General features: G+C 67.4%; 22 protein-coding genes and 1 riboswitch. Of the genes, 15 read left to right on the forward strand and 7 right to left on the reverse strand.

Annotated elements, in window-relative coordinates:
• Positions 1-300 precede the first annotated feature (300 nt).
• The 4 genes from pncA to WDC87_RS16780 form a co-directional block, all read right to left on the reverse strand.
• Positions 301-927, reverse strand: coding sequence for a bifunctional nicotinamidase/pyrazinamidase (gene pncA / locus WDC87_RS16765; RefSeq protein ID WP_154350061.1), 627 nt, complete (start codon positions 925-927; stop codon positions 301-303).
• Between the two features lie 56 nt (positions 928-983).
• The gene (locus WDC87_RS16770; RefSeq protein WP_188241364.1) at positions 984-1655 is read right to left on the reverse strand and encodes an epoxyqueuosine reductase QueH; all 672 of its coding nucleotides are present in this window, start codon (positions 1653-1655) and stop codon (positions 984-986) included.
• A 138-nt stretch (positions 1656-1793) separates the two neighbouring features.
• A riboswitch (cobalamin riboswitch) is annotated at positions 1794-2008 on the reverse strand.
• Positions 2009-2101: 93 nt separating this feature from the next.
• The gene (locus tag WDC87_RS16775) at positions 2102-3511 is read right to left on the reverse strand and encodes a nicotinate phosphoribosyltransferase (protein ID WP_072167305.1); all 1410 of its coding nucleotides are present in this window, start codon (positions 3509-3511) and stop codon (positions 2102-2104) included.
• A 65-nt stretch (positions 3512-3576) separates the two neighbouring features.
• Positions 3577-4632, reverse strand: a complete 1056-nt coding sequence (locus WDC87_RS16780; RefSeq protein WP_088496981.1) for a bifunctional nicotinamide-nucleotide adenylyltransferase/Nudix hydroxylase — start codon at positions 4630-4632, stop codon at positions 3577-3579.
• A gap of 233 nt (positions 4633-4865) precedes the next feature.
• Between WDC87_RS16780 and WDC87_RS16785 the strand changes: the two genes are divergently transcribed.
• A complete protein-coding gene (locus WDC87_RS16785; protein ID WP_252744935.1) occupies positions 4866-6713 on the forward strand; it encodes a patatin-like phospholipase family protein in 1848 nt (615 codons plus the stop codon).
• Positions 6714-6756: 43 nt separating this feature from the next.
• A complete protein-coding gene (locus tag WDC87_RS16790) occupies positions 6757-7194 on the forward strand; it encodes a hypothetical protein (RefSeq protein WP_065185588.1) in 438 nt (145 codons plus the stop codon).
• Positions 7195-7622: 428 nt separating this feature from the next.
• Here the strand turns inward: WDC87_RS16790 and WDC87_RS16795 are convergent, their stop codons facing one another.
• Positions 7623-8990 (reverse strand): short-chain fatty acyl-CoA regulator family protein, encoded by a 1368-nt coding sequence (locus WDC87_RS16795; protein WP_072168740.1) that lies wholly within the window; start codon positions 8988-8990, stop codon positions 7623-7625.
• Between the two features lie 115 nt (positions 8991-9105).
• Here WDC87_RS16795 and WDC87_RS16800 point away from each other — a divergent pair, with 115 nt between their 5' ends.
• From WDC87_RS16800 to mmsB, 5 genes are read left to right on the forward strand one after another with little or no spacing between them, the layout of a single operon-like run.
• Positions 9106-10611 carry a CoA-acylating methylmalonate-semialdehyde dehydrogenase gene (locus tag WDC87_RS16800; RefSeq protein WP_005420657.1) on the forward strand — a complete coding sequence of 502 codons (1506 nt, stop codon included), beginning with the start codon at positions 9106-9108 and terminating at the stop codon, positions 10609-10611.
• Between the two features lie 14 nt (positions 10612-10625).
• The gene (locus WDC87_RS16805; protein WP_072168739.1) at positions 10626-11792 is read left to right on the forward strand and encodes an acyl-CoA dehydrogenase family protein; all 1167 of its coding nucleotides are present in this window, start codon (positions 10626-10628) and stop codon (positions 11790-11792) included.
• The gene (locus tag WDC87_RS16810) at positions 11789-12586 is read left to right on the forward strand and encodes an enoyl-CoA hydratase (protein WP_227836896.1); all 798 of its coding nucleotides are present in this window, start codon (positions 11789-11791) and stop codon (positions 12584-12586) included. The genes WDC87_RS16805 and WDC87_RS16810 overlap by 4 nt, the downstream gene beginning before the upstream one ends.
• Positions 12583-13758, forward strand: a complete 1176-nt coding sequence (locus WDC87_RS16815) for an enoyl-CoA hydratase/isomerase family protein (protein ID WP_252744933.1) — start codon at positions 12583-12585, stop codon at positions 13756-13758. The genes WDC87_RS16810 and WDC87_RS16815 overlap by 4 nt, the downstream gene beginning before the upstream one ends.
• Positions 13755-14645, forward strand: a complete 891-nt coding sequence (gene mmsB / locus WDC87_RS16820; RefSeq protein WP_005420650.1) for a 3-hydroxyisobutyrate dehydrogenase — start codon at positions 13755-13757, stop codon at positions 14643-14645. Before WDC87_RS16815 ends, mmsB begins: the two co-directional genes overlap by 4 nt.
• Positions 14646-14876: 231 nt before the next feature.
• Here mmsB and WDC87_RS16825 read toward each other — a convergent pair whose 3' ends face one another.
• Positions 14877-15302 (reverse strand): organic hydroperoxide resistance protein, encoded by a 426-nt coding sequence (locus WDC87_RS16825; protein ID WP_004153735.1) that lies wholly within the window; start codon positions 15300-15302, stop codon positions 14877-14879.
• A gap of 111 nt (positions 15303-15413) precedes the next feature.
• Positions 15414-16394 carry a cation transporter gene (locus tag WDC87_RS16830; protein WP_252744932.1) on the reverse strand — a complete coding sequence of 327 codons (981 nt, stop codon included), beginning with the start codon at positions 16392-16394 and terminating at the stop codon, positions 15414-15416.
• A gap of 208 nt (positions 16395-16602) precedes the next feature.
• On the opposite strand from WDC87_RS16830, the gene WDC87_RS16835 reads away from it, so the two are divergent.
• From WDC87_RS16835 to WDC87_RS16870, 8 genes are all read left to right on the forward strand, one after another.
• Positions 16603-18057 carry a SulP family inorganic anion transporter gene (locus WDC87_RS16835; RefSeq protein ID WP_301655252.1) on the forward strand — a complete coding sequence of 485 codons (1455 nt, stop codon included), beginning with the start codon at positions 16603-16605 and terminating at the stop codon, positions 18055-18057.
• A gap of 421 nt (positions 18058-18478) precedes the next feature.
• Complete coding sequence (locus WDC87_RS16840; protein WP_252745535.1) at positions 18479-19090, forward strand: lysozyme inhibitor LprI family protein; 612 nt, start codon at positions 18479-18481, stop codon at positions 19088-19090.
• Between the two features lie 60 nt (positions 19091-19150).
• On the forward strand, positions 19151-19852 hold the full coding sequence (locus tag WDC87_RS16845; RefSeq protein WP_252745534.1) for a hypothetical protein: 702 nt from the start codon (positions 19151-19153) through the stop codon (positions 19850-19852).
• 81 nt (positions 19853-19933) lie between these two features.
• The gene (locus WDC87_RS16850) at positions 19934-21859 is read left to right on the forward strand and encodes a peptidoglycan-binding protein (protein ID WP_252745533.1); all 1926 of its coding nucleotides are present in this window, start codon (positions 19934-19936) and stop codon (positions 21857-21859) included.
• A gap of 94 nt (positions 21860-21953) precedes the next feature.
• Complete coding sequence (dusA, locus tag WDC87_RS16855) at positions 21954-22985, forward strand: tRNA dihydrouridine(20/20a) synthase DusA (RefSeq protein WP_252745532.1); 1032 nt, start codon at positions 21954-21956, stop codon at positions 22983-22985.
• Positions 22986-23197: 212 nt separating this feature from the next.
• On the forward strand, positions 23198-23572 hold the full coding sequence (locus WDC87_RS16860; RefSeq protein WP_005420623.1) for a hypothetical protein: 375 nt from the start codon (positions 23198-23200) through the stop codon (positions 23570-23572).
• Between the two features lie 73 nt (positions 23573-23645).
• Positions 23646-24329, forward strand: coding sequence for a response regulator transcription factor (locus WDC87_RS16865; RefSeq protein WP_004136763.1), 684 nt, complete (start codon positions 23646-23648; stop codon positions 24327-24329).
• A 25-nt stretch (positions 24330-24354) separates the two neighbouring features.
• The gene (locus WDC87_RS16870; RefSeq protein ID WP_065185596.1) at positions 24355-25779 is read left to right on the forward strand and encodes a sensor histidine kinase; all 1425 of its coding nucleotides are present in this window, start codon (positions 24355-24357) and stop codon (positions 25777-25779) included.
• The last annotated feature ends 247 nt before the right edge of the window (positions 25780-26026 follow it).

The raw sequence follows: 26026 nt of genomic DNA on the forward strand, positions 1-26026 counted from the left end.
CCCCCCCCCCCCCCCCCCCCCCCCCCCCCCCCCCCCCCCCCCCCCCCCCCCCCCCCCCCCCCCCCCCCCCCCCCCCCCCCCCCCCCCCCCCCCCCCCCCCCCCCGCCCCCCCCCCCCCCCCCCCCCCACTACCGAATCCTGATTTCATCCAATGAAAAGCCCCCGGTTCGGCCGTCCCGCGATCTGTAGGGGGGCGTAGTTAGGGGGCTGGATGAATCGATTGTGTTGTTGTGGGCAGGAGCGCGCAAGCGGCATAAGCGACGTGCGCGGTAGCGCCGGGCCATGCCCGGCGGTCACGCCTCAGACGATCGCGATCCCCGCCTTGCCCAGCGCTTCGCGCACCATCGCGTCGTTGGCTTCGGTCACCGGCCGGGTCAGGTCCCACAGGAACTTCACCCGGAAGCCGGATTTCACCGCGTCCTGCGCGCTCCACAGCACGCAGTAGTCGCGTGCCAGGCCGCACACGTGCACCTCGCGGATGCGGCGCTCATGCAGCCAGCCGGCCAGGCCGGTGGCCGGGCGCTCGCCATCGGGGCCGTGGTTCTCGCGGAAGGCGCTGTACGAATCCACCTGTGGGCGGGTGCCCTTGCGCAGGATCAGGTCGGCCACGGTCCAGTCCACGCCCGGGTGCAGCGCGGCGCCATTGCTGCCCTGCACGCAATGGTCGGGCCACAGGGTCTGTGGCTGCGCGTGCAGCAGGATGGTCTCGAACGGTCGCTTACCGGGGTGCTGGCTGGCGAACGAGGCGTGGTCGGCCGGGTGCCAGTCCTGGGTCGCCACCACGGTGCGGTAGCGGCGCTGCGCCAACAGATCGGCAATCGGTGCCACCAGCGCATCGCCCTGGTCGCAGGCCAGCGCACCGCCCGGCATGAAGTCCGGCTGCAGGTCGATCACCAGCAGGGCGACATCGGCGGGCAGGGCGGTCATGGCAGGTCCACTACAACGTAAAGGAGTGACCAGCGTGGCCGCCCCGGCGGCACAGGTCAATCGCCCTGCGGCGCCTCAGCGTCCTGGCCGTAGTACAGCAGGCCGATCCGGATCCGCTCGCGGCCGTTCTCTCGGCGATGGCGGTTGGCATCGCGCAGCGAGTACACGCAGCCGCAGTACTCCTGCTGGTAGAACTGCTCGCGCTTGCTGATCTCGATCATGCGGCTGGCACCGCCGCCCTTGCGCCAGTTGTAGTCCCAGTACTGCAGGCCGTCGTAGCGCGACGCCGCACGGATGCCGCAGTCGTTGATCTGCGCCATGTTCTTCCAGCGCGAGATGCCCAGCGACGAACTGATGGTGTCGTAGCCGTGCTCGTGCGCGTACAGCGCGGTGCGTTCGAAACGCATGTCGAAGCACATCGTGCAGCGGATGCCGCGCTCGGGCTCGTTCTCCATGCCACGCGCGCGGCTGAACCAGTTGTCGGTGTCGTAGTCGCAGTCGATGAATGGAATGCCGTGCTGCTCGGCGAAGCGGATGTTCTCCTGCTTGCGCAGCTCGTACTCCTTCACCGGGTGGATGTTGGGGTTGTAGAAGAAGATCGCGTAGTCGATCCCGGAAGCGGTGATCGCCTCCATCACTTCGCCCGAACACGGCGCGCAGCACGAATGCAGCAGCAGGCGTTTGCCATCGGCGGGCAGGGTCAGGGTGGGGCGTTGGAACTCGGTCATCGTGGCGTGCGTCAGGGCGTGGGAGCGGTCTGGCCGGTTACCGTGAACAGGACGCGCGCGGCCACGCCGCCTGCACATGCAGGCTGGCGATGGCCCCGGCACCCTCCCCGCGGAGAGTCCAGGTCGAATCAGGGGACGGTCGTGTCCCCCGGCCGGGGCCGGTATTCGGGCTGATGGACACGGGCCGCAGCCCACCTACTCCCTGCCGCTTCCCAGGCGCGAGCCCAGTGCTGTTGGCAGGATTCGTTTCCATTCACCGCTGCGGGGCAGCTCCGGAATGGGCGCACGAAGCGCCTTCACCGGATTCCCGTTTAACTCCCTGCCGCCATCCAGCCACGGCAGGGATACCTTCGGCGTGTGCAAGGTGGACCTGTTGGCTGCAGGGGTCAAGGCCCGGGGTCGGATCCCCGTTGCCCCGCAACGGGCCCTGCCCCCCGCAAATGCCTTCAGCGCCCCGCTGCGGCCCGGGCCCGGATGTCGTCCAGCCGCTGGTCGTGCAGCAGGCGCCCGTTCTCCCACACGGTCACCATTGCATCCTCGAAGCCGGTCGGCAGCGCCTCGTCACCGCTGGGAGGCAACGCCACCGTGTGCAGGCTGCCGTCATCCAGGCGCCGCAGCAGGCGCATGCGGCCACGCTTGCTGGTCTTGCCGGCATCGGTGACCGGATCCTTGTAGACGTCGATCCACGCACCCTCGACCCGTGCTGCCGAGCACTTCAGCGCGAACTTCTGGGTGTCGCGGTCCAGCCGCTGCAACAGCGCGCCGCCCATGCCGAAGGCCACGTTGTCGGCCGAATAGCCGTCGCCGGTGATGCGCTGCAGGATGGCGCGGATCGTATCCGGGTTGATGCCATCGCCCTGGATCACCCGCACGTGGTTGAGTACGCGGTAGCCCTTGCCGTTGAGGGTGTGGCCGAACGCTTCATCCAGCCGGCGCAGGCTTTCGGCCACCACGTCCACCGGGTCACCCGAGTCGGGGCGGATGACCAGGGTGGCGCCCGAAGCGATCACTTCATCACGCAGCGTCGTGCCCCAGTGCTCACTGATCGCGCGGTAGATGTCATAGCTGTCCGACACCACTGCCACGATCGCGCCCGGCTTGCCGAACTGGCGCAGCATGTTGCGGTAGGCGTCCACTTCGCGCTCGCGGCCCCAGCTGGTGATGGTGCTGTGCTCGGCGGCAGGAATCGAATAACCGGCCATTGGCGCGTGATAGTGCGCGCGGGCCAGGCACAGGGCCGATACAGTGTCGGTGCCGAGGAAGTTGACCAGGTGTGCGGCACCGCCCAGCGCGGCCGATTCCAGGCTCGATACACCGCGGGCGCCGAAGTCGTGCAGCTTGAACGGCAGCTGCCCCTGCGGATCGTCGCTGGTCTGCTGCAGGAACGCAGCAATGGTCTGCCGTGCATGCCAGCTGATGGTGGCCACGGTGACCGGGTACCACACGCGCAGCAGCAGTGTTTCCAGGTACGACGGCACCCAGAACGCAGCCGGGTCGGTCGACTCGACGGTCATCAGTGCCTGGTGGGTGGGTACCACGCTGCCCTCGGGCACGGCACGGATGCGCACCGGCAGGTGGCCGCCGAGCCGATCGACGATATCGCGCCAGCCGGCTTCGTTGAACGGCTCGCCATGGGCGGCGAATACCGCAGCAGCGTCGTCGATGTCAGCGTGGGTGACCGGCCGTGCCAGCGCGTCCTTGAGGATCGCCTGCAGGCCGAAGAACACCGTGCGATCGTGCAGGCCGCCACGTGATTCCACGTAGAAGAACGTGGCATCGGTACCCGGCGGGTACTGCAGCCAATGGCTGGCCTTGTAGCTGTCGGTGTTGAGGAGAAGGTTATCGAGGTAGTGCATGACGGAAGCTCCTTCGCGTCGAGTGACACCAGCGGTCTATCCGCCGGTGGGGAGAGCCGGGCAGGTCAGCCGCGGCCGAGGAAATACTCCAGGATGTGCAGGTGGTCTTCGAACAATTGCGGGCCCATGTCCAACGCCTCACTCACCGGTATCCAGCGCGCCTTGTCGGCGTCGTCGCCACCGCGCACCGGCGGCAGGTCACCGGCCGGGAATTCGAAGTGGAAACCGTGGGTGATGGTGCGGCCGCGCTGGCTGCGGTCGGGGTGGTCGAATACCTGCTGGCCCTTCAGCGAACCCTTCAGCACCGGCAGCGGAATCTTAAGGCGGGTTTCCTCGCGCAGTTCGCGCAGGCAACTGTCCAGCAGGCTCTGCTCCTGGCCAACGAAACCGCCGGGCAGCGCCCACAGGCCCTTGCCGGGCTCCGAACGGCGCCGTACCAGCAGCACGTGGCCCGAATGCACCACCACCGCATCGGTGGTGACGAAGGTGGGCGCGTAGGGCGCATCCTTCCAGGCGGCCTTGTACTGTTCGATGAAGCGGTACTCGGCCACCAGCTGGGCATACGCAGGCGCGCTTTTGCGGAACGCTTCGAGCATGTCGTACACCGGCGCCGGCACATTGCCACGCAGCATCAGCAGCGCGCCGTGGAAGTCGACGTCGCCGGCTTCGAACAGGTAGCGCCGCAGCTCGGTGGCCGACAGGGTGGCGGTGTGCTGCACGTCCACCAGCGGCCATTGCGGGAACTCCCGCAGGTAGTAGCTGGAGGCATCCTTGTCCATGCCGATCAGGCCCACCTTTGCATCGGCGGCGGCACCGTCGTTGCGCAGGGCGTCGGCCACCTGGCGCTGCACATTGGCGATCCACTGTGCTTCGTTGTACAGGTGGTCACGCAGCGGGCGGATCAGCAGGCGGTCGGTGTGGCCATCGAGGGCGGCCTGGATCATCACGGCGCGTTCGGCCACGGTCCAGGGATTGCGGAGGCTGCGGGGGGTATCGGCAGAGCCGACCAGGAAGATCAGCTTGCGGGCCCGGCTCAGGGCCAGGCGGGCAACGGCGGCGTGGCCGTTGTGGAAGGGCTCGAATCGCCCGATGAAGACGAGATAGTCGAATTCCATGAGAATCCCTCATGTCGTTGTGGCAGCCGCGGGTCTGTCCCTTGGCTTGCTGCAGATGCTACGCCGATGGTGGAGCCGGTCAAGCCTGCAGGCCTGCCATCTGCTGAACGCCGCAGATTCCTGCCCGGACTGCGGTGGTGTTCTCAGGCCCTGAGAAGCCGCTGCGCCATACTGGCATCCACGCGGCGGACGGTAGGCTCGGGGGCAAGACGGTGGCGGACAAGTACTGCGATCTGGTCATGAAAGGCGGCATCACCAGCGGCATCGTGTACCCCAACGCGGTACTGGCGCTGGCACGCGAGTATCGGTTCAAGAGCATCGGCGGCACCTCTGCCGGCGCCATCGCTGCGGCGGTGGCGGCTGCGGCGGCATACGGTGATCGGCGCCAGCAGGCCGGCGAGCACCTGCCCGGTGATGCCGGTTATGGCGGGCTGTCGGCGGTGTCGGCGCAGTTGTCGCGGCGGGGGTTCATCTACAGCCTGTTCCAACCGGCGCGGGGCGCGCGTGCGGCCTATCGGCTGCTGGTGGTGCTGACCGGCAATGCAGGCCTGCCGCACAAGCTGCTGTGCCTGGCGGTGGCGGTATTCGAGATCGCGCCGCTGGAAGTGCTGGTGTCGCTGGCGCTGCTGCTCGGTCTGGGCGGGTGGGGCGGTGGCTGGAGCGGCGTGGCCGCGACGCTGCTGCCGTCGCTGCTGTGCGCCTACGGTGCAGGCGTGGCCGGAGCCGCGCTGCGCGTGGCGCGTGTGGCCCGGCGCAACCTGCTGGGCCTGTGCAGTGGCCTCGGTCGCGATGCACGTAAACCGGCATTGACCGAGTGGCTGCATGAATGCCTGCAGCAGTTGTCCGGCAAGCCGCTGGATGCACCGCTGACCTTTGCCGACCTGCACGACGCGCCGCGCTATGCCGGCGAGCCGGACAGCCCGCATGCGATCAGCCTGCAGATGATCACCACCTGCGTATCGCACAACGAACCACGCACACTGCCGCTGGGCGGCGCGCAGTTCTGGTTCCTGCGCGAGGAGTTCGAGCAGTTGTTCCCCGCCAGCGTGGTGCAGTGGCTGGTGACGCAGGCCGGCCCCCCGCTGGAGGTGGAAGGGCGCCGGTACTACCACCTGCCGCAGGGTCCGAAGCTGCCGGTGCTGGTGGCCACGCGCATGAGCCTGAGCTTCCCGTTGCTGATCAGCGCGGTGCCGCTGCATGAGCCCTCGCGCCGCGAACGCCGCTGCGAGCCCACTGCACCTGCCGCCGATCAGGAACACAACGTGGCCGACAGCATGGAAGGGCTGACCAGCGCCGGGCAGACCTGCGGCCCGGTGATCACCGCGTTCCGCATCTGCTGGTTCTCCGATGGTGGCATCAGCAGCAACTTCCCGATCCATCTGTTTGATGCCGCGCTACCGCGCTGGCCGACCTTCGCCATCAACCTGGTCTACCCGCAGCATGCCGAGGACGTGGGCCGCGGCAGTGATGGCCGACAGGCGCTGGAACGTGCCGTGTTCCTGCCCACCGAAAACCGCCACGGATGGCAACGGCATTACCAGTCCATTGCCACGCCGCTCGCCGCAGCCGAGCTGGGGCGCTTCCTGTTCGCAGTCGTGGCGACCATGCAGAACTGGCGTGACCTGCTGCAGGCGCGCGCGCCGGGTTACCGCGACCGTATCGTGCACGTCAGCCTGCAGGGCGACGAAGGCGGCATGAACCTGGACATGCCGCAGGAGGTGCTGACCCGCATCGCCGACAAGGGCAGCCTGGCGGGCGCGCGCTTCTGTTCGTTCTCGTTCGGGAACCACTACTGGATCCGCTGGCGCAACCTGGCCTCGGCCTATCAGCGCTACACGCTGGAAGTGGCGCGTACCGACGACCCGGCGCAGCAGGTGCTGGCCTATCGCGCGGCGTACTCGATGGTTGCCCGTGGCGAGCCGGCACCGCCGTCGTACAAGCTCGGCTCGGAAGACAAACGTCGCGGCTCGCAGCAGCTGTGGGCGCAGATGGTCGAGCAGGGCCGCACGTGGGAAGACCTTGGCCCGGACCTGACCGACGGCGCACCGCGCCCGCTGCCGCAGATGAAGGTGACGCCGATCTACTGAGCGCGATCGATACAATCGTGCTTCATGTCGCAAGGAGCTGTGGATGTCTGCCCGCCAGGAACTGCTGGATCTGCTTGAACGCCTCGATACTCGCGACCCGGAACACCTGCCGGTGGTGCCACTGGCTGCGTACTTCGAAGGCAATGATTTCGAAGAATGCATCGCGCCCAACCAATGGGGTTTCGGCCGCCCGCCGATTGCCGAGCTGTACGCGCGCCTGGCCGTGATTGCAGCGAAGCCTGAAGTGGAAGGCGTGTACGTCGGCCTGCACCAGGACTGGGGCAGTGCATTGGAAGACGACAGCGAATGGCCTGCTGCGGAGAACGTGCATGTGCTGACCAGTGCCGACGTCGAGACCGTGGAAGGCTGGCTGCAGGGTCTGGAATGCGACGGTGTGGGCGAAGGCTGGCCGTACGGCCAACACATCGACGCACCTGTGCCCTCGGAAGGCCACCGCGTACTGACCGTGTTCTGGGACTAAAACGCGCCAACCAGGGTTGGCACCTACCAGTAGAGCCACGCCACGCGTGGATGCATTCCAAAATGAGAATTCATCCGGATGGGGTGGGTCCGGTGGCAGGGGCGTGAGCCGCATGGGCCCGAGGCGTGCCTCGGGCGGGTTGGGCAGGACGCCCAACCCCGCTCTTGCCGTGTGCGCAGGACAGCGCACACGAGCAAGCGGCGACCGAGCTTACATGGGTGAGGACGCTTTGCTTGCGAAGCACTGCTTCGCAAGCGCCCGAACGCACAGCCGCCAGCGGCTGGGCCGGGCCCCGGAGGGGTACTTGCAGCGTCCCCTGCAACCGGACCCACCCCGCCAACCCACGGAATGCCCGCTTTTGCTTTTGAGGTTGCCGGCCAGCGGCCGGCACTACCGCAGGTGCAGAGTGCAGCCCTGCCGAACCAACCCTACCTGCCCGGCAACTGCGCGAACGCGCGCTGCATGCAGTCCTCGCGCGGGCACACCCGGCAACCCGGCCCGATCGATACCGAATTGCCCGGGCTCTGCACATCCAGCCCCAGTGAATACACCAGCCGCTCGGCATGCTGCAGATCGCAGCCCAGCGCCACCGCGAAGGTCTTGCGGGGCTGGCCGTGGCCCACCGGGCCACTGCTGACCTGCCGCGCCAGCCAGAAATGACGGCGGCCATCGGGCATGCGCGCGGTCTGGGTAAGGATGCGGCCTGGCTGGTTGAACGCCTCGTAGACGATCCATAGCGGGCACGAGCCGCCCACCTGCGAGAAGTGGAAGTCGGTGGCCGAATGGCGCTTGGATACGTTGCCCGCGCGGTCCACGCGGATGAAGAAGAACGGCAGGCCGGGCGCACTGCGCCGTGCCAGCGTGCTCAGCCGGTGGCAGACCGCCTCGAAGCCGACGCCGAACTGGTGCGCCAGCAGTTCGATGTCGTAGCTGCTGGCCTCGGCCGCACGCAGGAAGCGCATGTAGGGCATGACCAGCGCGCCGGCGAAGTAGTTCGAAAGACCCACCCGCGCCTGCGCGATGCGCGCGTCATCGGTGAAGCCCGCACGCGCCACCACCGCGTCGATCTGCGGCAGGTAGCCGTGCAGGGCCAGTTCGGCGGCCATCTGGAACGCCTGCTGGCCTGGCTCCAGGTAGTCCGGCAGCCACAACCGGCGCGTGCCGGCATCGTAATGGCGCTTCTCGCGCCCGGCCTGCAGTGCGGCCACTTCCACCAGCACGCCGTGGCGGTCGGCCAGCAGCTGGCGCAAGCGCGGCGCCACATGCCCAGGCGATAGCCCCCACTCGGCGAACAGGCGCTCGGCCAGTTCGTCCAGCTCGGGAATATGGTTGTGCATGCGGTTGAAGAACTCGCGCACCTGGTCGCCGGCCGGCAGGGTGCTGCCGGCGCCGGGCTCGCCCAGCTGGAACTCCAGCGCGGCGGCATGCTCGCGCAGTGCCAGGTGGCGGCGGTGCAGGTCCAGCAGCGCACGGCTGACCTGCGGCAGGTTGCCCGCCAGGGCGCGCAGTTCGGTGGCACTGACTTCGGCCAGGCCCAGGTCGCGCAGGGTCTCGCCCAGCGCTTCCTGCAGCGCGGCGGGCTCATCTTCGTCGAACAGCGCCGAAACATCCCCGAGTACCTGGCCCAGCTTCTTCTGCACGGCCGGGGTCAGTGGACGCTTGTTGCGCTCAATCTGGTTCAGGTAGCTGGCCGACAACCCCAGTGCCCGCGCCAGGTCAACCTGGCTGTAGCCGCGCTGTTCGCGCAGCCGCAGCAGGCGCAGGCCGAGTTGCCGCTGGGGAGCTGAGGGATTCACAGAATTAACAGGAATCGTGGGGCGTGTTGGCCAGATTAAGCGGATTCAGCCCGGAAATCGAGGTGGATGCTGTGAATAATGCCAAGCATCTTTCGCACCCTGTGGGATTGTCGTCATGACTGTTGCAGCGCCCCGTATCCGCATGCTGATCGATGGCCAGTTCGTTGAATCGGCCACCTCCCACTGGCAGGACGTGATCAATCCGGCCACCCAGGACGTGCTGGCCAAGGTGCCCTTCGCCACCACCGGCGAAGTGGACGCCGCCGTCGCCGCCGCCAAGGAAGCTTTCAAGACCTGGCGCAAGACCCCGATCGGCACCCGCGCGCGCATCTTCCTGAAGTACCAGCAGCTGATCCGCGAGAACATGAGCGAGCTGGCCCACATCCTCACCGCCGAACAGGGCAAGACTCTGCCCGACGCCGAAGGCGATGTGTTCCGCGGCCTGGAAGTGGTCGAGCACGCCGCCGCCATCGGCAACCTGCAGCTGGGCGAGCTGGCCAACAACGTGGCCAATGGCGTGGACACCTACACGATCATGCAGCCGCTGGGCGTGTGCGCTGGCATCACCCCGTTCAACTTCCCGGCGATGATCCCGCTGTGGATGTTCCCGATGGCGATTGCGACGGGCAACACCTTCATCCTCAAGCCGTCCGAGCAGGACCCGATGGTCACCATGCGCCTGGTCGAGCTTGCCCTGGAAGCCGGCATTCCGAAGGGCGTGCTGAACGTCGTCCACGGCGGCGAGGAAGTGGTCAACGCGATCTGCGACCACCCGGACATCAAGGCCGTGTCGTTCGTCGGTTCCACCCGCGTCGGCACCCACGTCTACAACCGCGCCTCGCTGGCCGGCAAGCGCGTGCAGTGCATGATGGGTGCCAAGAACCACGCCGTGGTGCTGCCGGACGCCAACAAGGAACAGACCCTCAACGCGATGGTCGGTGCCGCCTTTGGTGCCGCGGGCCAGCGCTGCATGGCCGCCTCCACCCTGGTGCTCGTCGGTGAGGCGCGCAACTGGGTGCAGGACCTGGTCGAAAAGGCCAAGACGTTGAAGGTCAGCGCCGGCACCGTGTCCGGCACCGACGTCGGCCCGGTCATTTCCTGCAGCGCCCGCGAGCGCGTGGAAGGCCTGATCGCCTCGGGCGTGGAGCAGGGCGCCAAGCTGGTACTCGACGGCCGCAACCCGCAGGTCGATGGCTTCGAGAAGGGCAACTTCGTCGGCCCGACCATCTTTGCCGGTGTCACCACCGACATGCGCATCTACCAGGAAGAAATCTTCGGGCCGGTGCTGGTCATCCTCGAAGCAGAAACGCTGGAAGACGCCATCGCGATGGTCAACAGCAACCCGAACGGCAACGGCACCGCACTGTTCACCCAGTCCGGCGCGGCCGCGCGCAAGTTTCAGGAAGACATCGACGTCGGCCAGGTCGGCATCAACGTGCCGATCCCGGTGCCGGTGCCGCTGTTCTCGTTCACCGGTTCGCGCGCCTCCAAGCTGGGTGACCTGGGCCCGTATGGCAAGCAGGTGGTGCTGTTCTACACCCAGACCAAGACGGTCACCGCGCGCTGGTTCGATGACGAGACGCTGAGCCACGGCGTCAACACCACGATCAGCCTGAAGTAACGGCAGGAGCAGCCATGAGCCACTCGATGACGACGGAACTGGAAGAAGCGCAGCAGGCGTACCGCGAGGCGGCGCGCGACTTCGCACAGGCCGAACTGGCGCCGCACGCCGCGCGATGGGATGCGGAGGGCATCTTTCCGCGCGAGGCGATCGCCAAGGCCGGTGAACTGGGCTTCTGCGGTCTGTACATGGACCCGGACGTGGGCGGCAGCGGCCTGAGCCGGCTGGACGCCGCCGTCGTCATCGAGGAGCTCGCCAACATCGATCCGTCGACTGCGGCCTACATCAGCATCCACAACATGGCCTCGTGGATGGTGTCCACGTGGGGCCAGCCAGCACTGCGCGATGCGTGGGGCACTGACCTGTCCTCGGGCAACAGGCTGGCCTCGTACTGCCTGACCGAACCGGGTGCCGGTTCCGATGCGGCCTCGCTGAAAACCACCGCCGTGCGCGACGGCGATCATTACGTGCTGAACGGCTCGAAGGCCTTCATCTCCGGCGCCGGTGCCACCGAACTGCTGGTGGTGATGGCACGTACCGGCGGTGCCGGTGCCGGCGGCGTCAGCGCCATTGCAGTGCCGTCGGACCTGCCGGGCATCAGCTTCGGCCGCAAGGAAGAGAAGATGGGCTGGAACAGCCAGCCCACCCGTGGCATCACCTTCGAAAACGTCCGCGTGCCGGTCAGCCACCTTCTGGGAGAGGAAGGCGGCGGCTTCAAGTTGGCGATGAAGGGGCTCGACGGTGGTCGCATCAACATTGCTGCCTGCTCGCTGGGTGCCGCGCAGGGCGCGCTGGATGCCGCGCGCCGCTACATGGGCGAGCGCCGCCAGTTCGGCAAGGCGCTGGCCGAGTTCCAGGCGCTGCAGTTCAAGCTGGCCGACATGGTCACCCAGCTGGTGGCCGCGCGGCAGATGGTGCACACCGCCGCACGCAAGCTCGATGCCGGTGCCAGCGATGCCAATGTGTGGTGCGCGATGGCAAAGCGTTTCGCCACCGATGCCGGTTTCAGCGTCTGCAACGAGGCGCTGCAGATCCACGGTGGCTACGGCTACATCCGCGAGTACCCGATCGAGCGCCTGCTGCGTGACTGCCGCGTGCACCAGATCCTGGAAGGCACCAACGAGATCATGCGGGTGATCGTTGCCCGTCACCTGCTCAACACCGAAGAGGAACTGCGATGAAGGATTGGCGTACCCAGGAGCACGTGGGCCTGAAGGTCGAGGCCGACGGCCATACCGCCGTGGTCACCCTGAACAACCCGCCGGCGCACACCTGGACCGTGCACAGCCTGTCGGCGCTGCGCGACCTGGTCGGCGCGCTCAACGCAGACCGTGACGTCTACGCACTGGTGATCACCGGTGACGGCGAGAAGTTCTTCTCCGCCGGTGCCGACCTCAACCAGTTCGCTTCCGGCGACAAGGCCGCAGCGCGCGAAGCCGCGCGCCGTTTCGGCGAAGCGTTCGAGGCGCTGTCCGGTTTCCGTGGCGTGTCGATCGCCGCGATCAACGGCTACGCGATGGGCGGAGGCCTGGAATGCGCGCTGGCCTGCGACCTGCGCATCATCGAAGACCACGCCCAGGTGGCGCTGCCAGAGGCCACCGTCGGCCTGCTGCCGTGCGCCGGTGGCACCCAGAACCTGCCGCGCCTGGTCGGCGAGGGCTGGGCCAAGCGCATGATCCTGCTGGGTGAGCGCATCAACGCCGAGACCGCGCTGCGCATCGGCCTGGCCGAAGAAAAGGTCGGCAAGGGCGAAGCCAAGGCACTGGCGCTGGAATGGGCGAAAAAGGCCGGCAAGCAGAGCCCGACCAGCATCGCCGCCTGCAAGACGCTGGTACAGGCCACCCGCACCGGCACCCACGCCTCGGCGCTGGTGGCCGAGCGCGAAGCCTTCGTCGATCTGTTCGACACCGCCGACCAGGTCGAGGGCGTGACCGCCTTCCTGGAAAAGCGCGCCGCGCAGTGGAAGAACGCATGAGCGCCGACACCGCTGCCGACGACGCACCGGTGCTGTTCGAGGAGCGCGTGGCCGGTAACGGCATGCGCATCGGCATCGCCACGCTCAACGCGCCGCGCACGCTCAATGGCTTCTCGCTGCCGATGGCACACCTGCTGCTGGAGCAGTTGAACGCCTGGGCCGACGACGACGGCATCGCCATGGTGGTGCTGCAGGGTGCTGGCGAAAAGGCGTTCTGCGCTGGCGGCGACCTGCACAGCCTGTACAAGAGCATGGTCGCCTTCCGTGAGGGCGGCCGCAGCGACATCCGCGAGAACGACTACGCCGCCGAGTTCTTCGACGTCGAGTACCGCGTCGACTACCTCATCCACACCTACGCCAAGCCGATCCTGTGCTGGGGCCACGGCATCGTGATGGGCGGCGGCATCGGCCTGATGTCCGGCGCCAGCCACCGCGTGGTCAGCGAGCGCTCCAAGCTGGCCTTCCCGGAAATCACCGTCGGCCTGTTCCCGGATGTCGGTGGCAGCTGGCTGCTGCCGCGCGTGCCGGGCAAGGGCGGCCTGTTCCTGGCCCTGACCGGCGCGTTGCTCAATCCGGGCGATGCCATCTATGCCGGCCTGGCCGATGTGCACGTGGCTGAAGAACGCCGCAGCGCGGTGTTCGATGCGCTGCTGCAGGTGGCCTGGTCCAGTGATTCCGCACACAACCACGAACGCCTGACCCATCTGCTGCAGTCGCATGCCAGTGATGCTGCGACCGGTCCGCTGCTGGCCAACGCGGCGCAGGTCGATGCGTTGTGCGAAGGCGATGACCTGCCCGCGATCATCAAACGCATCAGCGCGCTGCAGACCGACGATGCCTGGCTGCAGGCGGCACAGAAGACGCTTGCCGCCGGCGCGCCCGGCTCGGCACGTCTGGCGTTCGAGCTGCAGCGCCGCAGCGCCGGCCAGGACCTAGCCAGCGTCTACCGGCTGGAGTACATCACCGCGCTGCACTGCGCCGCCCACGGCGATTTCGCCGAAGGCATCCGCGCACTGCTGATCGACAAGGACCGCAATCCGCAGTGGAACCCGGCCACCCTGGCCGAGGCCACCGGCGCGTGGGCCGACACCTTCTTTGCTTCCCCCTGGGCCGCTGCCGCGCATCCGCTGGCCGACCTGGGCACTCCCCTTGTTGAAAGGAGCCTTGCATGAGCCGCATTGCATTCATCGGGTTGGGCAACATGGGTGGCCCGATGGCCGCCAATCTGGTCAAGAACGGCCACACCGTGCGCGTGTTCGATCTGGTCCCGGCTGCGGTGCAGGCCGCCGTCGATGCCGGTGCCAGCGCGGCGTCGTCGGCACGCGACACCCTGGCCGATGCGGAAGTCGTGATCTCGATGCTGCCGGCCAGCCGCCACGTCGAAGGCGTGTACCTGGGCGATGACGGCATCCTCGCCGCCATCCCAGCGGGTGCACTGGTCATCGACTGCAGCACGATCGCACCGGCCAGTGCCCGCAAGGTTTCCGAAGCGGCCGCCGCGCGTGGCCTGCAGATGATCGACGCGCCGGTCTCCGGCGGTACCGCGGGCGCCCAGGCCGGTACCCTGACCTTCATCGTCGGTGGCGAAGAGGACGCGCTGGAACGCGCTCGCCCGGTGCTGCAGGCGATGGGCAAGAACATCTTCCATGTCGGCGCCAGCGGTGCCGGCCAGGTCGCCAAGCTGTGCAACAACATGGCGCTGGGCGTGATCATGGCGGTGACCGGTGAAGCCATCGCGCTGGGTGTTGCGCACGGGCTGGACCCGAAGGTGCTGTCGCAGATGATGGCGGTCAGCACCGGCCGCAGCTGGGCCACCGAAGTGTGCAACCCGTGGCCGGGCGTGCTGGAAAATGCGCCGGCCTCGCGCGGCTACAGCGGCGGTTTCGGCAGCGATCTGATGCTGAAGGACATGGGCCTGGCGGTGGAAGCGGCGATGAGTGTCGGCGCCTCGATCCCGCTGGGCGAAGTGGCCCGCAACCTGTACTCGATGAACCACCAGGCCGGCCGCGGCAAGCTGGATTTCTCCAGCGTCGTGCAGCTCATCACCAGCGACCGGTAACCGGTCGCTGGTCCGCGCATTCCACCTTATCCCCGCGCCGTTGGCGCACCCCCTTGAACAACAAGGAGGCTCTCCTCCAGAAGGATGGATGCGCGCCGTAGCGAATGCGTCCCCGGCCACGTGCCGGGGCCCACCCGAGGTGGGATGGGCGGATGCTCGGTTTCGACCGGCATCCGCCCATTTTTTTTCACCGCGCGCGGGTAGTGCCGGCCGTTGGCCGGCAGCACCGCATCAGGCAACGATCAGCGTCACGTCGATGTTGCCGCGGGTGGCATTCGAGTACGGGCACACGATGTGCGCCTTCTGCACAAGCTCTTCGACCTGCTCGCGCGGCACGCCCGGCACGTTGATGGTCAGCTCGGCCTCGATGCCGAAACCGGTCGGGATCTGACCGATGCCGACCTTGCCGGTGACGGTGGTGTCGGCCGGCAACGCGACCTTGGCCTGGCCGGCCACGAACTTCAACGCGCCCAGGAAGCAGGCCGAGTAGCCGGCGGCGAACAGTTGTTCCGGGTTGGTGCCCGGGCCGCCGGCGCCGCCCAGCTCGCGCGGGGTCGACAGCTGGATGTCCAGCACGTTGTCGGAGGAGACGGAACGGCCTTCGCGGCCGCCGGTAGAGGTGGCCTGGGCGGTGTACAGAACCTTTTCGATGGACATCGGGATGCTCCTGGTCAGTGGGTGGGTGTTGCGTTGGAGCCTACTTTGCCCGCTTTCCGCGTACGTTGGGTTGCAACGCGTACGAAAAACTTGATCGATCGTCCTGCCGGCCTAGATCGTCCACTCGCGGTGGGTGGTGAACATGATGGTCAGCCAGCGGTCCGGCGAGGCCTCGCCCAGCGCTTCGCCGATCTCGTCGCGCAGCCGGTCCCATTCGACCAGGGGCCGCGGCGGGTCGTCTTCCGGCACCACAAAGAACAGCTCGATCTGCTCGCCACGCCCCACCTGCGCGACGTAGCTGCGGTGCTCGACGAAGCCGTGCCTGGCCACGATCGCGCGTGCCACCGCATCCACATGCGCCTGCAGTTCCGGCGGGGTGACCAGCAGGATGCCGGCCAGCGCCCGGCGCACGGTGCCGAGCGGGGCGATCATCACCAGCACGCAGACGAAGGCGAGGATGGCCGGGTCGATGTACGGCCCGACCCACGCCAGCGAGGTGCCCTGCACCAGCACGCCGCCAAGGAAGGCCAGCAGATAGCAGGCCGACATGCTGGCGGCGATCACCCAGTTCTTCGCGTCCAGTGCGATGAACTCCGAACCGATGCGGCGGTTGGCGCGCAGCACGAACCAGGCCAGCGCACCTTCGCCGACGATCGACAACCCGGCGAAGGCGATGGCCGGACCGAGCGCGATGTGGCGACCGCCGGACATCAGCGCGTCGACCGCATTGACCAGCGCATACAGCGCCGCGCCGATCATCAGCGTGCCGCTCACCCCCAGCACGATCGGCTCCAGGTGCCAGAAACCCATGGTGAAGCGCTGGTTGAGCCGCGACTGCAGCGCGTCGGTGCTGGTGGACAGTGCGATCAGCCGCGCGACCAGCAGTGACAGCCAGGTCATCACCACATCGATCAGGCCGTAGATGCCGTCGAAGATGATCAGCGAGGAATTGGCCAGCAGGCCGAACACCACCGCTGCCGCGGCCAGCAGCAGTGAGGCGGCGATGGACAGGCGCAGCACGCCTTGTTCGGTGGCGGGATCGAAGAACTGTGCGTGGTCGGTGGCCATGGCGCGATTGTAGAGCGGAGCCATGCTCCGCTGCCGTTGCGGGCTGTCGACGCTGTCCCTTGGCAGCCCTGTGCCGTAGACTGCGTCCCCCCCACGTACCGATTCCCGCCTGCAGTGATCACGCCACCCTGACCCTTGCCGCACCTCGGCAGCCGGCCCGCCCGGCTCAGGAACCCGCGTCTTTCCACTGCAGCGCCATGCGGCCACGCCCGCGTGCGCGCGGAGTTTTTCCATGCAAACGTCCTACCCCCTGCGCCAGCAATGGCTCGGCAACATCCGTGGTGATCTGCTGTCCGGCATGGTCGTCGCCCTGGCCCTGATTCCCGAGGCCATCGCCTTCTCGCTCATCGCCGGCGTCGACCCCAAGGTCGGCCTGTACGCCGCGTTTTCCATCGCGGTGGTCACCGCCATCGCTGGCGGCCGCCCCGGCATGATCTCTGCCGCCACCGGCGCGATGGCCCTGGTGATGGTCGACCTGGTCAAGGACCACGGCCTGCAGTACCTGTTTGCCGCCAGCATCCTGGCCGGCCTGCTGCAGGTGCTGGCCGGCGTGTTCAAGCTGGGCTCGCTGATGCGCTTCGTCTCGCGCTCGGTCATCACCGGCTTCGTCAACGCGTTGGCCATCCTGATCTTCCTGGCCCAGATGCCCGAGCTGATCGGCCGCGGCCCCACCGTGTATGTGCTGTGCGCCACCGCTTTGGCGATCATCTACCTGCTGCCGCGCCTCACCCGCTCTGTGCCTTCGCCGCTGGTGGCGATCATCGTGCTCACCGCCGTGGTCATCGGCTTCGGCGTCGATGCACGCAGCGTGGGCGACATGGGCCAGCTGCCCGACAGCCTGCCGTACTTCCTCATCCCCGATGTGCCCTTCACCTGGGAAACGCTGCGCATCCTGCTGCCGGTGTCAGCCACGCTGGCGGTGGTCGGCCTGCTCGAATCGATGATGACCCTGCAGATTGTCGAGGACATCACCGAGACGCCCAGTGAGCGCAACCGCGAGTGCGTCGGCCAGGGCCTGGCCAACACGGTCACCGGTTTCCTCGGTGGCATGGCCGGCTGCGCGATGATCGGTCAGTCGGTGATCAACGTGACCTCCGGCGGTCGAGGCCGCCTGTCCTGCCTGGTGGCCGGCGTGCTGCTGCTGGTGCTGGTGGTATACGGCAGCGACCTAGTGCGGCAGATCCCGATGGCCGCACTGGTGGCGGTGATGATCATGGTCAGCATCGGCACCTTCAGCTGGCGCTCGCTGCGCGACCTGCGCACGCATCCGCGCAGCTCGTCGGCAGTGATGCTGCTGACCGTGGTGGTCACCGTGGCCACCCACGACCTGGCCAAGGGTGTGCTCAGCGGCGTGCTGTTGTCTGCCCTGTTCTTCGCCCGCAAGGTGGGCCGCATGCTGGAGGTGCAGCGCGAGGATGCCGGAGACACGCAGGTCTACCGCGTACGCGGGCAGGTGTTCTTTGCGTCCGCCGGCCAGCTGGGCGCGGCGTTTGACTACCAGCACGTCGCGCCGAAGGTGCAGATCGACCTGCGTGACGCCCACCTGTGGGACCTGACCGCAGTGGCCGCGCTGGAACGTGCGCAGGAAAAGCTGGCCGCACATGGGGCGGAGGTGGTGGTGGTGGGCCTCAATGTGGCTAGCCAGACGCTGATCGAACAGGTGGGCGGGCGCGCGGGCGGGCATTGAGGCTTACGCTTCCTGCTTCTGCGACGAGGTGCACGCATTCTGAATCCGGTCAGGCACCTGAAACCGGCGCTGTCGTAGCATTGCCCGCGTGATGGGGGTCGATGGACGGCCCCTCCCTGCCGGCACCCGCTGGCGACACGCAAGGGAGAAACAGGCAATGCAGGCAATGGACGCGCTTGGGCGCAACGAACGGGTCGGCGTCGGCCGTGGGTGTTGGAAGGTGTTGGCCCTGTGCCTGGCGCTCACCGCATGCCAGGCGCCTTCTTCCCAGGCATCGACCGAAACGGCGGCCCCCGCGTCGATTGCTGCGGCATCGCCGACAGCCCCTTCCGGCCCGGCATCGGCAGAATCCCCCCACTACCCGGATGCGTCCTATACCGAGGGTCGCCTGCGCCCAGCCTATGGCTGGTGTGTGGATGGGGTGGAAGATGCAGGCAAGCTCCAGGCCTGCGGCAAGGACGAACTTGCCTACCAGGAAGCGCGTCTCGAAGCGGCGGCCAGCAAGGCGCTGGCCGGGCTCGACGCTGCTGCCCAGATGGCGTTCCAGGCCAGCCAGGCGAGCTGGCGCAGCGATACAGACCGTTATTGCCGCGATGTTCCCAACGGCAGCGTGCAGCAGCGGCAGGGCGCGCAGGAATGCCGCCTGTACCGTGTTGCCAACCGTGCCGACCAGTTGCTGGCGCAGAGCGCGCCGCCGGATACCTCGTTTACCCAGGCAACGCTGCGTCCGGAATACACCCGTTGCGTGCAGGACGCCCGCGGCATGGACGACCAGCTGGAAGCCTGCGATACGGCCGAGCTCGCCCACCACAAGGCGCTGCTGGAAGCACAGGTCGCGCGACTGATGGACGGCCCCGACGGCCCGGCCAAGGACCGCTGGATGGACGAGCAGGCCAACTGGGCTGCAGATACCGAAAAGCGCTGTGCACCTTCCAGCGACCATGTGGGGCCGATGCTGGATGCTCAGTCGTGCCGCATCAACCGGTATGCCAACCGCGCTGTCGAGCTGCACACGCGGGTGCTGACGCCCTGATCCACGGTCGCCAGCAGGCAACTGCAACCGGTCAATCCTCCACGGACAAGGAAGTAAGACATGCCAAACAATATTGACACCCGCAACCTGGACGCCACTGCCGGCGCGGTGTTCTTTGCTGTCGGACGCGGCACCGAAGGTGGTGGATCGTCGTACCACCTCAGCATTGCTGGCATCACCAAGCACCTGAACGAGCCGCAATGGGGCACGGTCAGTGCGGTAAGGGACAACAGCGGCTATTCACTGGGCACCATTCAGGTGGATTTCGGCCAACGTGGCGAGTGGCCGCTGGGCGCGACGCAGGCGCGCAAACTGAAGCCGGGCGAGACAACGTATGTCGATGGGGTCATTGACCAGGCCAGCGCCTACGCCAAGGCACACAACCTGCCCTTCACGCATGATCGCACTGACCTGCGTGCGGATCTGCTCAGCCACGGCAATGGCGAGGGAAAGCGCTCATCCATCCGCTTCATCGATGCACCAACGCGTGACAGCATCAATGCTTGGGCCGGCTCGGCGGAAGGCAAGCAGTGGATTCACACCCACATCGATTACCCGCAGGTGCGCAATGCCACGAATATCGCCATGACCATGCTGGACAAGCATGGCAGCGGCATTGCCGAAGACAAGCGCTTCGAGGCCATCGCATTGATTGCCAAGACCGCCAACCAGCTGCCGGGTCGGCTGGATGACCTGGAAGCGGTGCTTAAGCGCGGTGGTGACTACCAGGAACTGCGCGACCAGGCCGCTGCCATCCGCTAGCGCACCCCTTCCTATGCCGGGTTGGCTGCTGCCGATGTCGCTGCCAGGTATGAAGATGCCTATGCGCAGCATTCCGCCGAAATGGATCGCGCGCACCTGAAGGTGGGGCGCCGGGATTTCGCGCCCGCCACCGAAGGCAGCGACCCGGATATCCAGGTGGCGCTGCAACAGGCGCGAGCGCACGGGCACGGTGGCGGTGGTCCGCAGGTATTGAAGGAGGGCTCAAGCGGCCGCGCGGTGGAAAAGCTGGAACACAACCTGCACACACTGGGCTATGGCGGCGCAGGCGCGCAGGCCATCCATCCCGACCGACAGTTCGATGCCACTACCCGGAAGGCCGTCGAAGCGTTCCAGCGCGATCATGGCCTGACCCCGGTGGATGGCAAGGCCGGTCCGGCAACGCTGGGTGCGATCGATCGCGAGGCACGCGCGCTGCAGGCTGACATGGTGGCGTTGGGGCTGACCGATGCACAGGGCAAAGCGATTACCGCCGATGGTTACCTGGGGACAGGGAGCCAGCACGCCATCAACACGTTCCAGCAACAGCACCATCTGCCGGTCACTGGCATGGCCGACGCAGGCACACGCAGTGCGATCCAGGCCGAAGCGGCACAGCACCGCCCTGCAACGCCGACACCGTCCGCACCCGCTGCGCCTGCTGCACCGGCCGCGGCACCTGCACCCGGCGGCGAGCGCATCTCGGTGGTAGAGCCGTTCGGCAATGGCGGCAGTAACCGCATCCTGCGCCACGGCATCAGTGGCGAAGAAGCGTTCCGCGAACTGAAGATCCACCACCCAAACACCAACGCGGCTGCCGTTCGCGCGGGCGATGCCAGCCGGGTCGACCGTAGCGCGGAGATGGTCGAGGGCGAGCTGGAGGCCGTGCGCCGGCGTGGTGACGTCAACAACATTCCGCTGGTGCAGAAGGACCTGATCCTGACCGACCGGTCAGGCGGGCGCAATCTGATGGTTCCCAGTCCGGTCGCCGGCTACGTCCAGCTCAACAACGACGGTACCAACTCCATCAGCATCTACAGCCATCCGGTCGGCGACGCGCGCCGCGAACTGGTGGGCCAGGTGCTGCACGGCGCGCGCGGGTCCATTCCATACAAGACCGGGGATTTCGTCGAATACGGTGCGCCGCTGGTGCGGCAGTCGGACGTGGGCTCGCCGGGTGCAGTGCACGCGCACATCGAAGTCGAGCCGGACCAGTACCGTCGCTATCTGGGCGACATCCTCAACGACCGCATCACCCTGGGCGGCAAGGTCCACGCGCAGGGCCCCGAGGCCGCGCAGGCGGCACGCAGTGCACAGCAGGCGCCGATGGCCGATGGCGTGCTGAAGCAGGGCGAGCGCGGCGATGAGGTCAAGGCCTTGCAGAGCAAGCTGGCGGCGCTGGGCTATGCCGGGGCCGATGGCAAGCCGCTGCACGCCGATGGTGTGTATGGCAAGGACACCTTTGCGGCGGTCAAGCAGTTCCAGGCCAACAACGGCCTGGACGACGATGGCAAGGCAGGCCGCAAGACCCTGGCGCAGGTCGATGCCCCCAACGCGGTCAAGGCCGGTACCGCGCCGGCGGCACCGGCCCGGGCCGAGCCCGCAGAGCCGGCCAGCATGCGCGACGCCGGGCACGCCGACAACGCGCGCTTCGGCCAGGCGCTGGGCAAGCTGCAGGCGCTGGAGCAGCAGCGTGCCCAGGCCGGCCTGAAGCCACTGTTCGCCAACCCGCAGGAGGTTGAGCGGGCGGCCGGCCAGCTGGCGTACGAAAGCAAGGTGTCCGGGATGCGCCAGATCGACCATGTCGTGGCCCGCCCCGACGGCACCGGTCTGTTTGCGGTGCAGGGCGAGCTGGGCGACCCGGCGGCGCAGCGGACCTTCGTCGACCGCCAGCAGGCGGTATCGCACTCGGTCGAGGCCAGCAGCCGGCAAAGCGAAGCGCTGGACAGCCAGTTCAACCAGCGTGCGCAGGAGCAGCAGCAGGAACAGGTGCGCAACCGCGGGTTGTAGGCCACGCGGCGACCCCGGGGCCGGTCGAGCGGCCAGTCCCGGCGCCACCCGCCGCCGTTCAGCCGTCCGGTGTAAACTATTGATCTCACTGGCAATGCCGGTCTCCCCGATCAACACCCCGATGACGTCCGCCACCGCCCGTTACGCTGATTCCCTGCGCCTGTCCGTCGCGCCCATGATGGACTGGACCGACCGCCATTGCCGGGTGTTCCACCGCCTGCTGGCGCCGGGTGCGCGGCTGTACACCGAAATGGTGCACGCCAATGCGGTCATCCATGGCGATCGCCAGCGCCTGCTCGGTTTCGATGTCAGCGAACAGCCGCTGGCACTGCAGCTCGGTGGCAGCGATCCGGCGCTGCTGGCGCAGGCCGCGCGCATCGCCGCCGACTGGGGCTACGACGAGGTCAACCTCAACTGCGGCTGTCCGTCCGACCGCGTGCAGGCCGGGCGCTTTGGTGCCTGCCTGATGCGCGAGCCGGTGCTGGTGGCCGAATGCGTGTCGGCCATGGTCGAGGCAGTGGACATCCCGGTGACGGTGAAATGCCGCTTGGGCGTGGACGAAGACGACAACTACGAGGTATTCGCCAGTTTCGTCGATCGCCAGGTCGAGGCCGGCGCCGCGATGGTGGTGGTGCACGCCCGCAATGCCTGGCTGAAGGGCCTGTCGCCGAAGGAGAACCGCGAGGTTCCGCCGTTGAAGTACGACTGGGCCTACCGGCTGAAGCACGAGCGCCCGGCACTGCCGGTGGTGCTCAATGGCGGCCTGGCCACCATCGAGGCGGTGCAGGCGCAGGCCGCGCACGTCGATGGCGTGATGCTGGGCCGCGCGGCCTACCACGACCCCTACCTGCTGCATCAGCTGGAGGCGCTGCAGACCGGCGCCCGGCTGCAGGCCCGCAGCGACCTGCTGCGCACGCTGCGTCCCTACGTGGAAGCGCGCCTGGGCGAAGGCCTGGCGCTGAAGCACATCACCCGCCACCTGCTCGGCCTGTTCCACGGCCAGCCCGGTGGCCGCGCGTTCCGCCAGGTGCTGAGCGAGGGCGCACACCGCCCGGGCGCCGACTGGAGCCTGGTCGAGCAGGCGCTGTCGGTCACCGAGCGCGAAGCCGATCGCGCTGCAGCGTGACCGCAGTCACATTCCTGACTTGACAAGGGACGGCGATTCGTCCCGAATGTTCACCTAGCTGAACATCGCGGGGCTGCGACCGGAAAAGTTCAGACCGGATTCACTGCCCCAAACCAAGAATTTGCAAAGGATTTGTAAAGCGCCGTGTCCCGAACCGGCATCCGGATTTACGACTTTTGAACGAATCGCCGTGCTCGGCTAGGATCGCATCGATGTCTTCCGCTCCCTTCCATTGCCGCATTGCCCTGGCCACCTGCGTGGTGCTGTCGGCTGCGCCGCTGTCTTCGGCGCTGGCGCAACAGCCGCCGCGCGGCGAGCAGGCGCGGGCGGAAATGATGGATCGGGGAGAGCGTGGCAACCGTGGCGACGAACGTTCGCTGTCCGATGCCGTGCGCCGCGTGCAGCGCAGCACCGGCGGCCACATCCTCGGCGCCGAGCGCGTGCCGTTCGATGGTCGTGATATCAACCGGGTGAAGTACATGGACGACCGGGGCCGGGTCCGCTACATGGACGACCCCGCCCCGTCGCGTTCACAGCCGCGCACGCCGCGGTCGGATATGTCATCACTACGCGGCGATAACCCCTGAACAGGGATAGTCGTCGGTATCAACCCGTACCCCACAGGCCTCCGGGCCACACCCAGGACACTAGGGAGAGTTCATGCGTATCCTTCTGGTCGAAGACGAAGCCCCGCTGCGTGAGACCCTGGCAGCCCGGCTCAAGCGCGAAGGCTTTGCCGTCGATGCTGCGCAGGACGGCGAGGAAGGCCTCTACATGGGGCGCGAAGTTCCGTTCGATGTCGGCATCATCGACCTCGGCCTGCCCAAGATGTCGGGCATGGAGCTGATCAAGGCCCTGCGTGACGAAGGCAAGAAGTTCCCGGTACTGATCCTGACCGCGCGTTCGAGCTGGCAGGACAAAGTCGAGGGCCTGAAGCAGGGCGCCGACGATTACCTGGTCAAGCCGTTCCACGTCGAAGAGCTGCTGGCCCGCGTCAACGCGCTGCTGCGCCGCGCCGCCGGCTGGAGCAAGCCGACCCTGGAATGCGGCCCGGTCGCCCTGGACCTTGCTGCCCAGACGGTCAGCGTGGCCGGCAGCAATGTCGACCTGACCAGCTACGAGTACAAGGTGCTGGAGTACCTGATGATGCATGCCGGTGAACTGGTCTCCAAGGCCGACCTCACCGAACACATCTACCAGCAGGACTTCGACCGCGACTCCAACGTGCTGGAGGTCTTCATCGGCCGCCTGCGCAAGAAGCTGGATCCGGATGGCGAACTGAAGCCGATCGAGACCGTGCGCGGTCGCGGCTACCGTTTCGCGATCCCGCGCAACGAGGGCTGAGCCGGCTCACCCTGGCGATAACACGATGTCCGGCCGTCTGTGGTTCTTCCGACGCTGGCGGCCGCGCTCACTGCAGGCGCGCCAGATGCTCGCCGCGTCCGTGGGCCTGGTCGCGTTCCTGGCGCTGGCCGGTTACGCGCTCGACGCCGCCTTCGCCGATACGGCGAAGGCGAACCTGCGTGAGCGCCTGAAGAACTACGCCACCTCCTACGCGGCCGGCATCGACTTCACCCGCGACCGCTCGCTGTACATCCGCGAGCAGCCGCCGGATTCGCGCTTCGACGTACCTGGCAGTGGTCTGTACCTGCAGGTGGTGATGCCGCACGGCAAGGGCAATTCGATGTCCGCCGAAGGCCCGATGCTGCCCACCGTCGGTGGCGGCCTGCTGGCGCCGCGCCAGGAGGTGTTCGAAGGCCCGCTGCCGATGATCCAGATCGATGGCAGCCAGGGCTCGGTGTACCGCTATGGCCTGGGCCTGGTGTGGGGCGCCGACGCCGACCCCGCCACCGAATTCCCCTACACCATCTATGTGATGGAAGACTCGCGCGCGCTGGGTGCGCAGCTGCGCGTGTTCCGTGGCCGCGTCTGGTTCTACCTGGGCGGCATCGGCCTGATCCTGCTGCTGCTGCAGACCGTCATCCTGCAGTGGAGCCTGCGCCCGCTGCGCCGGGTGATCACCGAGCTGACCAAGGTGCAGCGCGGCGAGACCGAGCGCATGAGCGAGCGCCACCCGCGCGAGCTGGAACCGCTGACCGACAGCATCAACGCCTTCATCGAAAGCGAGCGCGAGAACCTCGAGCGCCAGCGCAACACCCTGGCCGATCTGGCGCACAGCCTGAAAACGCCAATCGCGGTACTGCGCACGCAGATGGACAGCGGCGCCGGCGACGGTGCGCTGCGCGAAGAACTGGACGTGCAGCTGCAGCGCATGAACAACCTGGTTTCGTACCAGCTGGCACGCGCGGCCTCGTCGGGCCACAAGCTGTTCTCCGCGCCGCTGCCGATCGAGTCCAACGCCGAGGAAATCGTGCGTGGCCTGGAAAAGGTCTACGCCGCCAAGGGCGTGCTGTGCGAATTCGATATCGACCCGGCCGCGCGCTTCCACGGCGAGCCGGGTGACCTGCAGGAACTGCTCGGCAACCTGCTGGAGAACGCCTTCAAGTGGGCCAACCGCCGCGTGCTGCTGACCGCGCAGCCGCTGCCGGCGCCGAACGCGCGCCGTGCCGGCCTGCTGCTGGCGGTGGACGACGATGGCCCGGGCATCGCCCCGGATGACATCGGCAAGGTGCTGCAGCGTGGCGTGCGTGGCGACGAGCGCGTGCAGGGCCACGGCATCGGCCTGTCGATCGTGCAGGACCTGATCAAGGACTACCGCGGCGAACTGAGCGTGGGCCGTTCGGCCGAACTGGGTGGCGCCCGCTTCGAAGTGCGCTTGCCGCCGGGGCCGTAAACCTCGTTGATCGGTAGTGGCGGGGGCGGGGCCGGCCCCCAACAAATGCCAATCAACAAAATTATTTTTTGGGGCCCCGGCCGGCCAAAACCCATTTAGATATTTTGCGGGGCGCCGACTTACACACCCACCCCGAGGGCCCCCACCGCCAACCCATCCAGGACCATAACACCTCCCCACAAATTGTAATAATTGCCCCACCCCCAAAACTAAACCCCCGCCGCCGCCCCATAAGCAACCTAAACCG

The sequence above is a fragment of the Stenotrophomonas maltophilia group sp. Smal12 genome (assembly GCF_037079935.1).
GTDB lineage: Bacteria > Pseudomonadota > Gammaproteobacteria > Xanthomonadales > Xanthomonadaceae > Stenotrophomonas > Stenotrophomonas sepilia.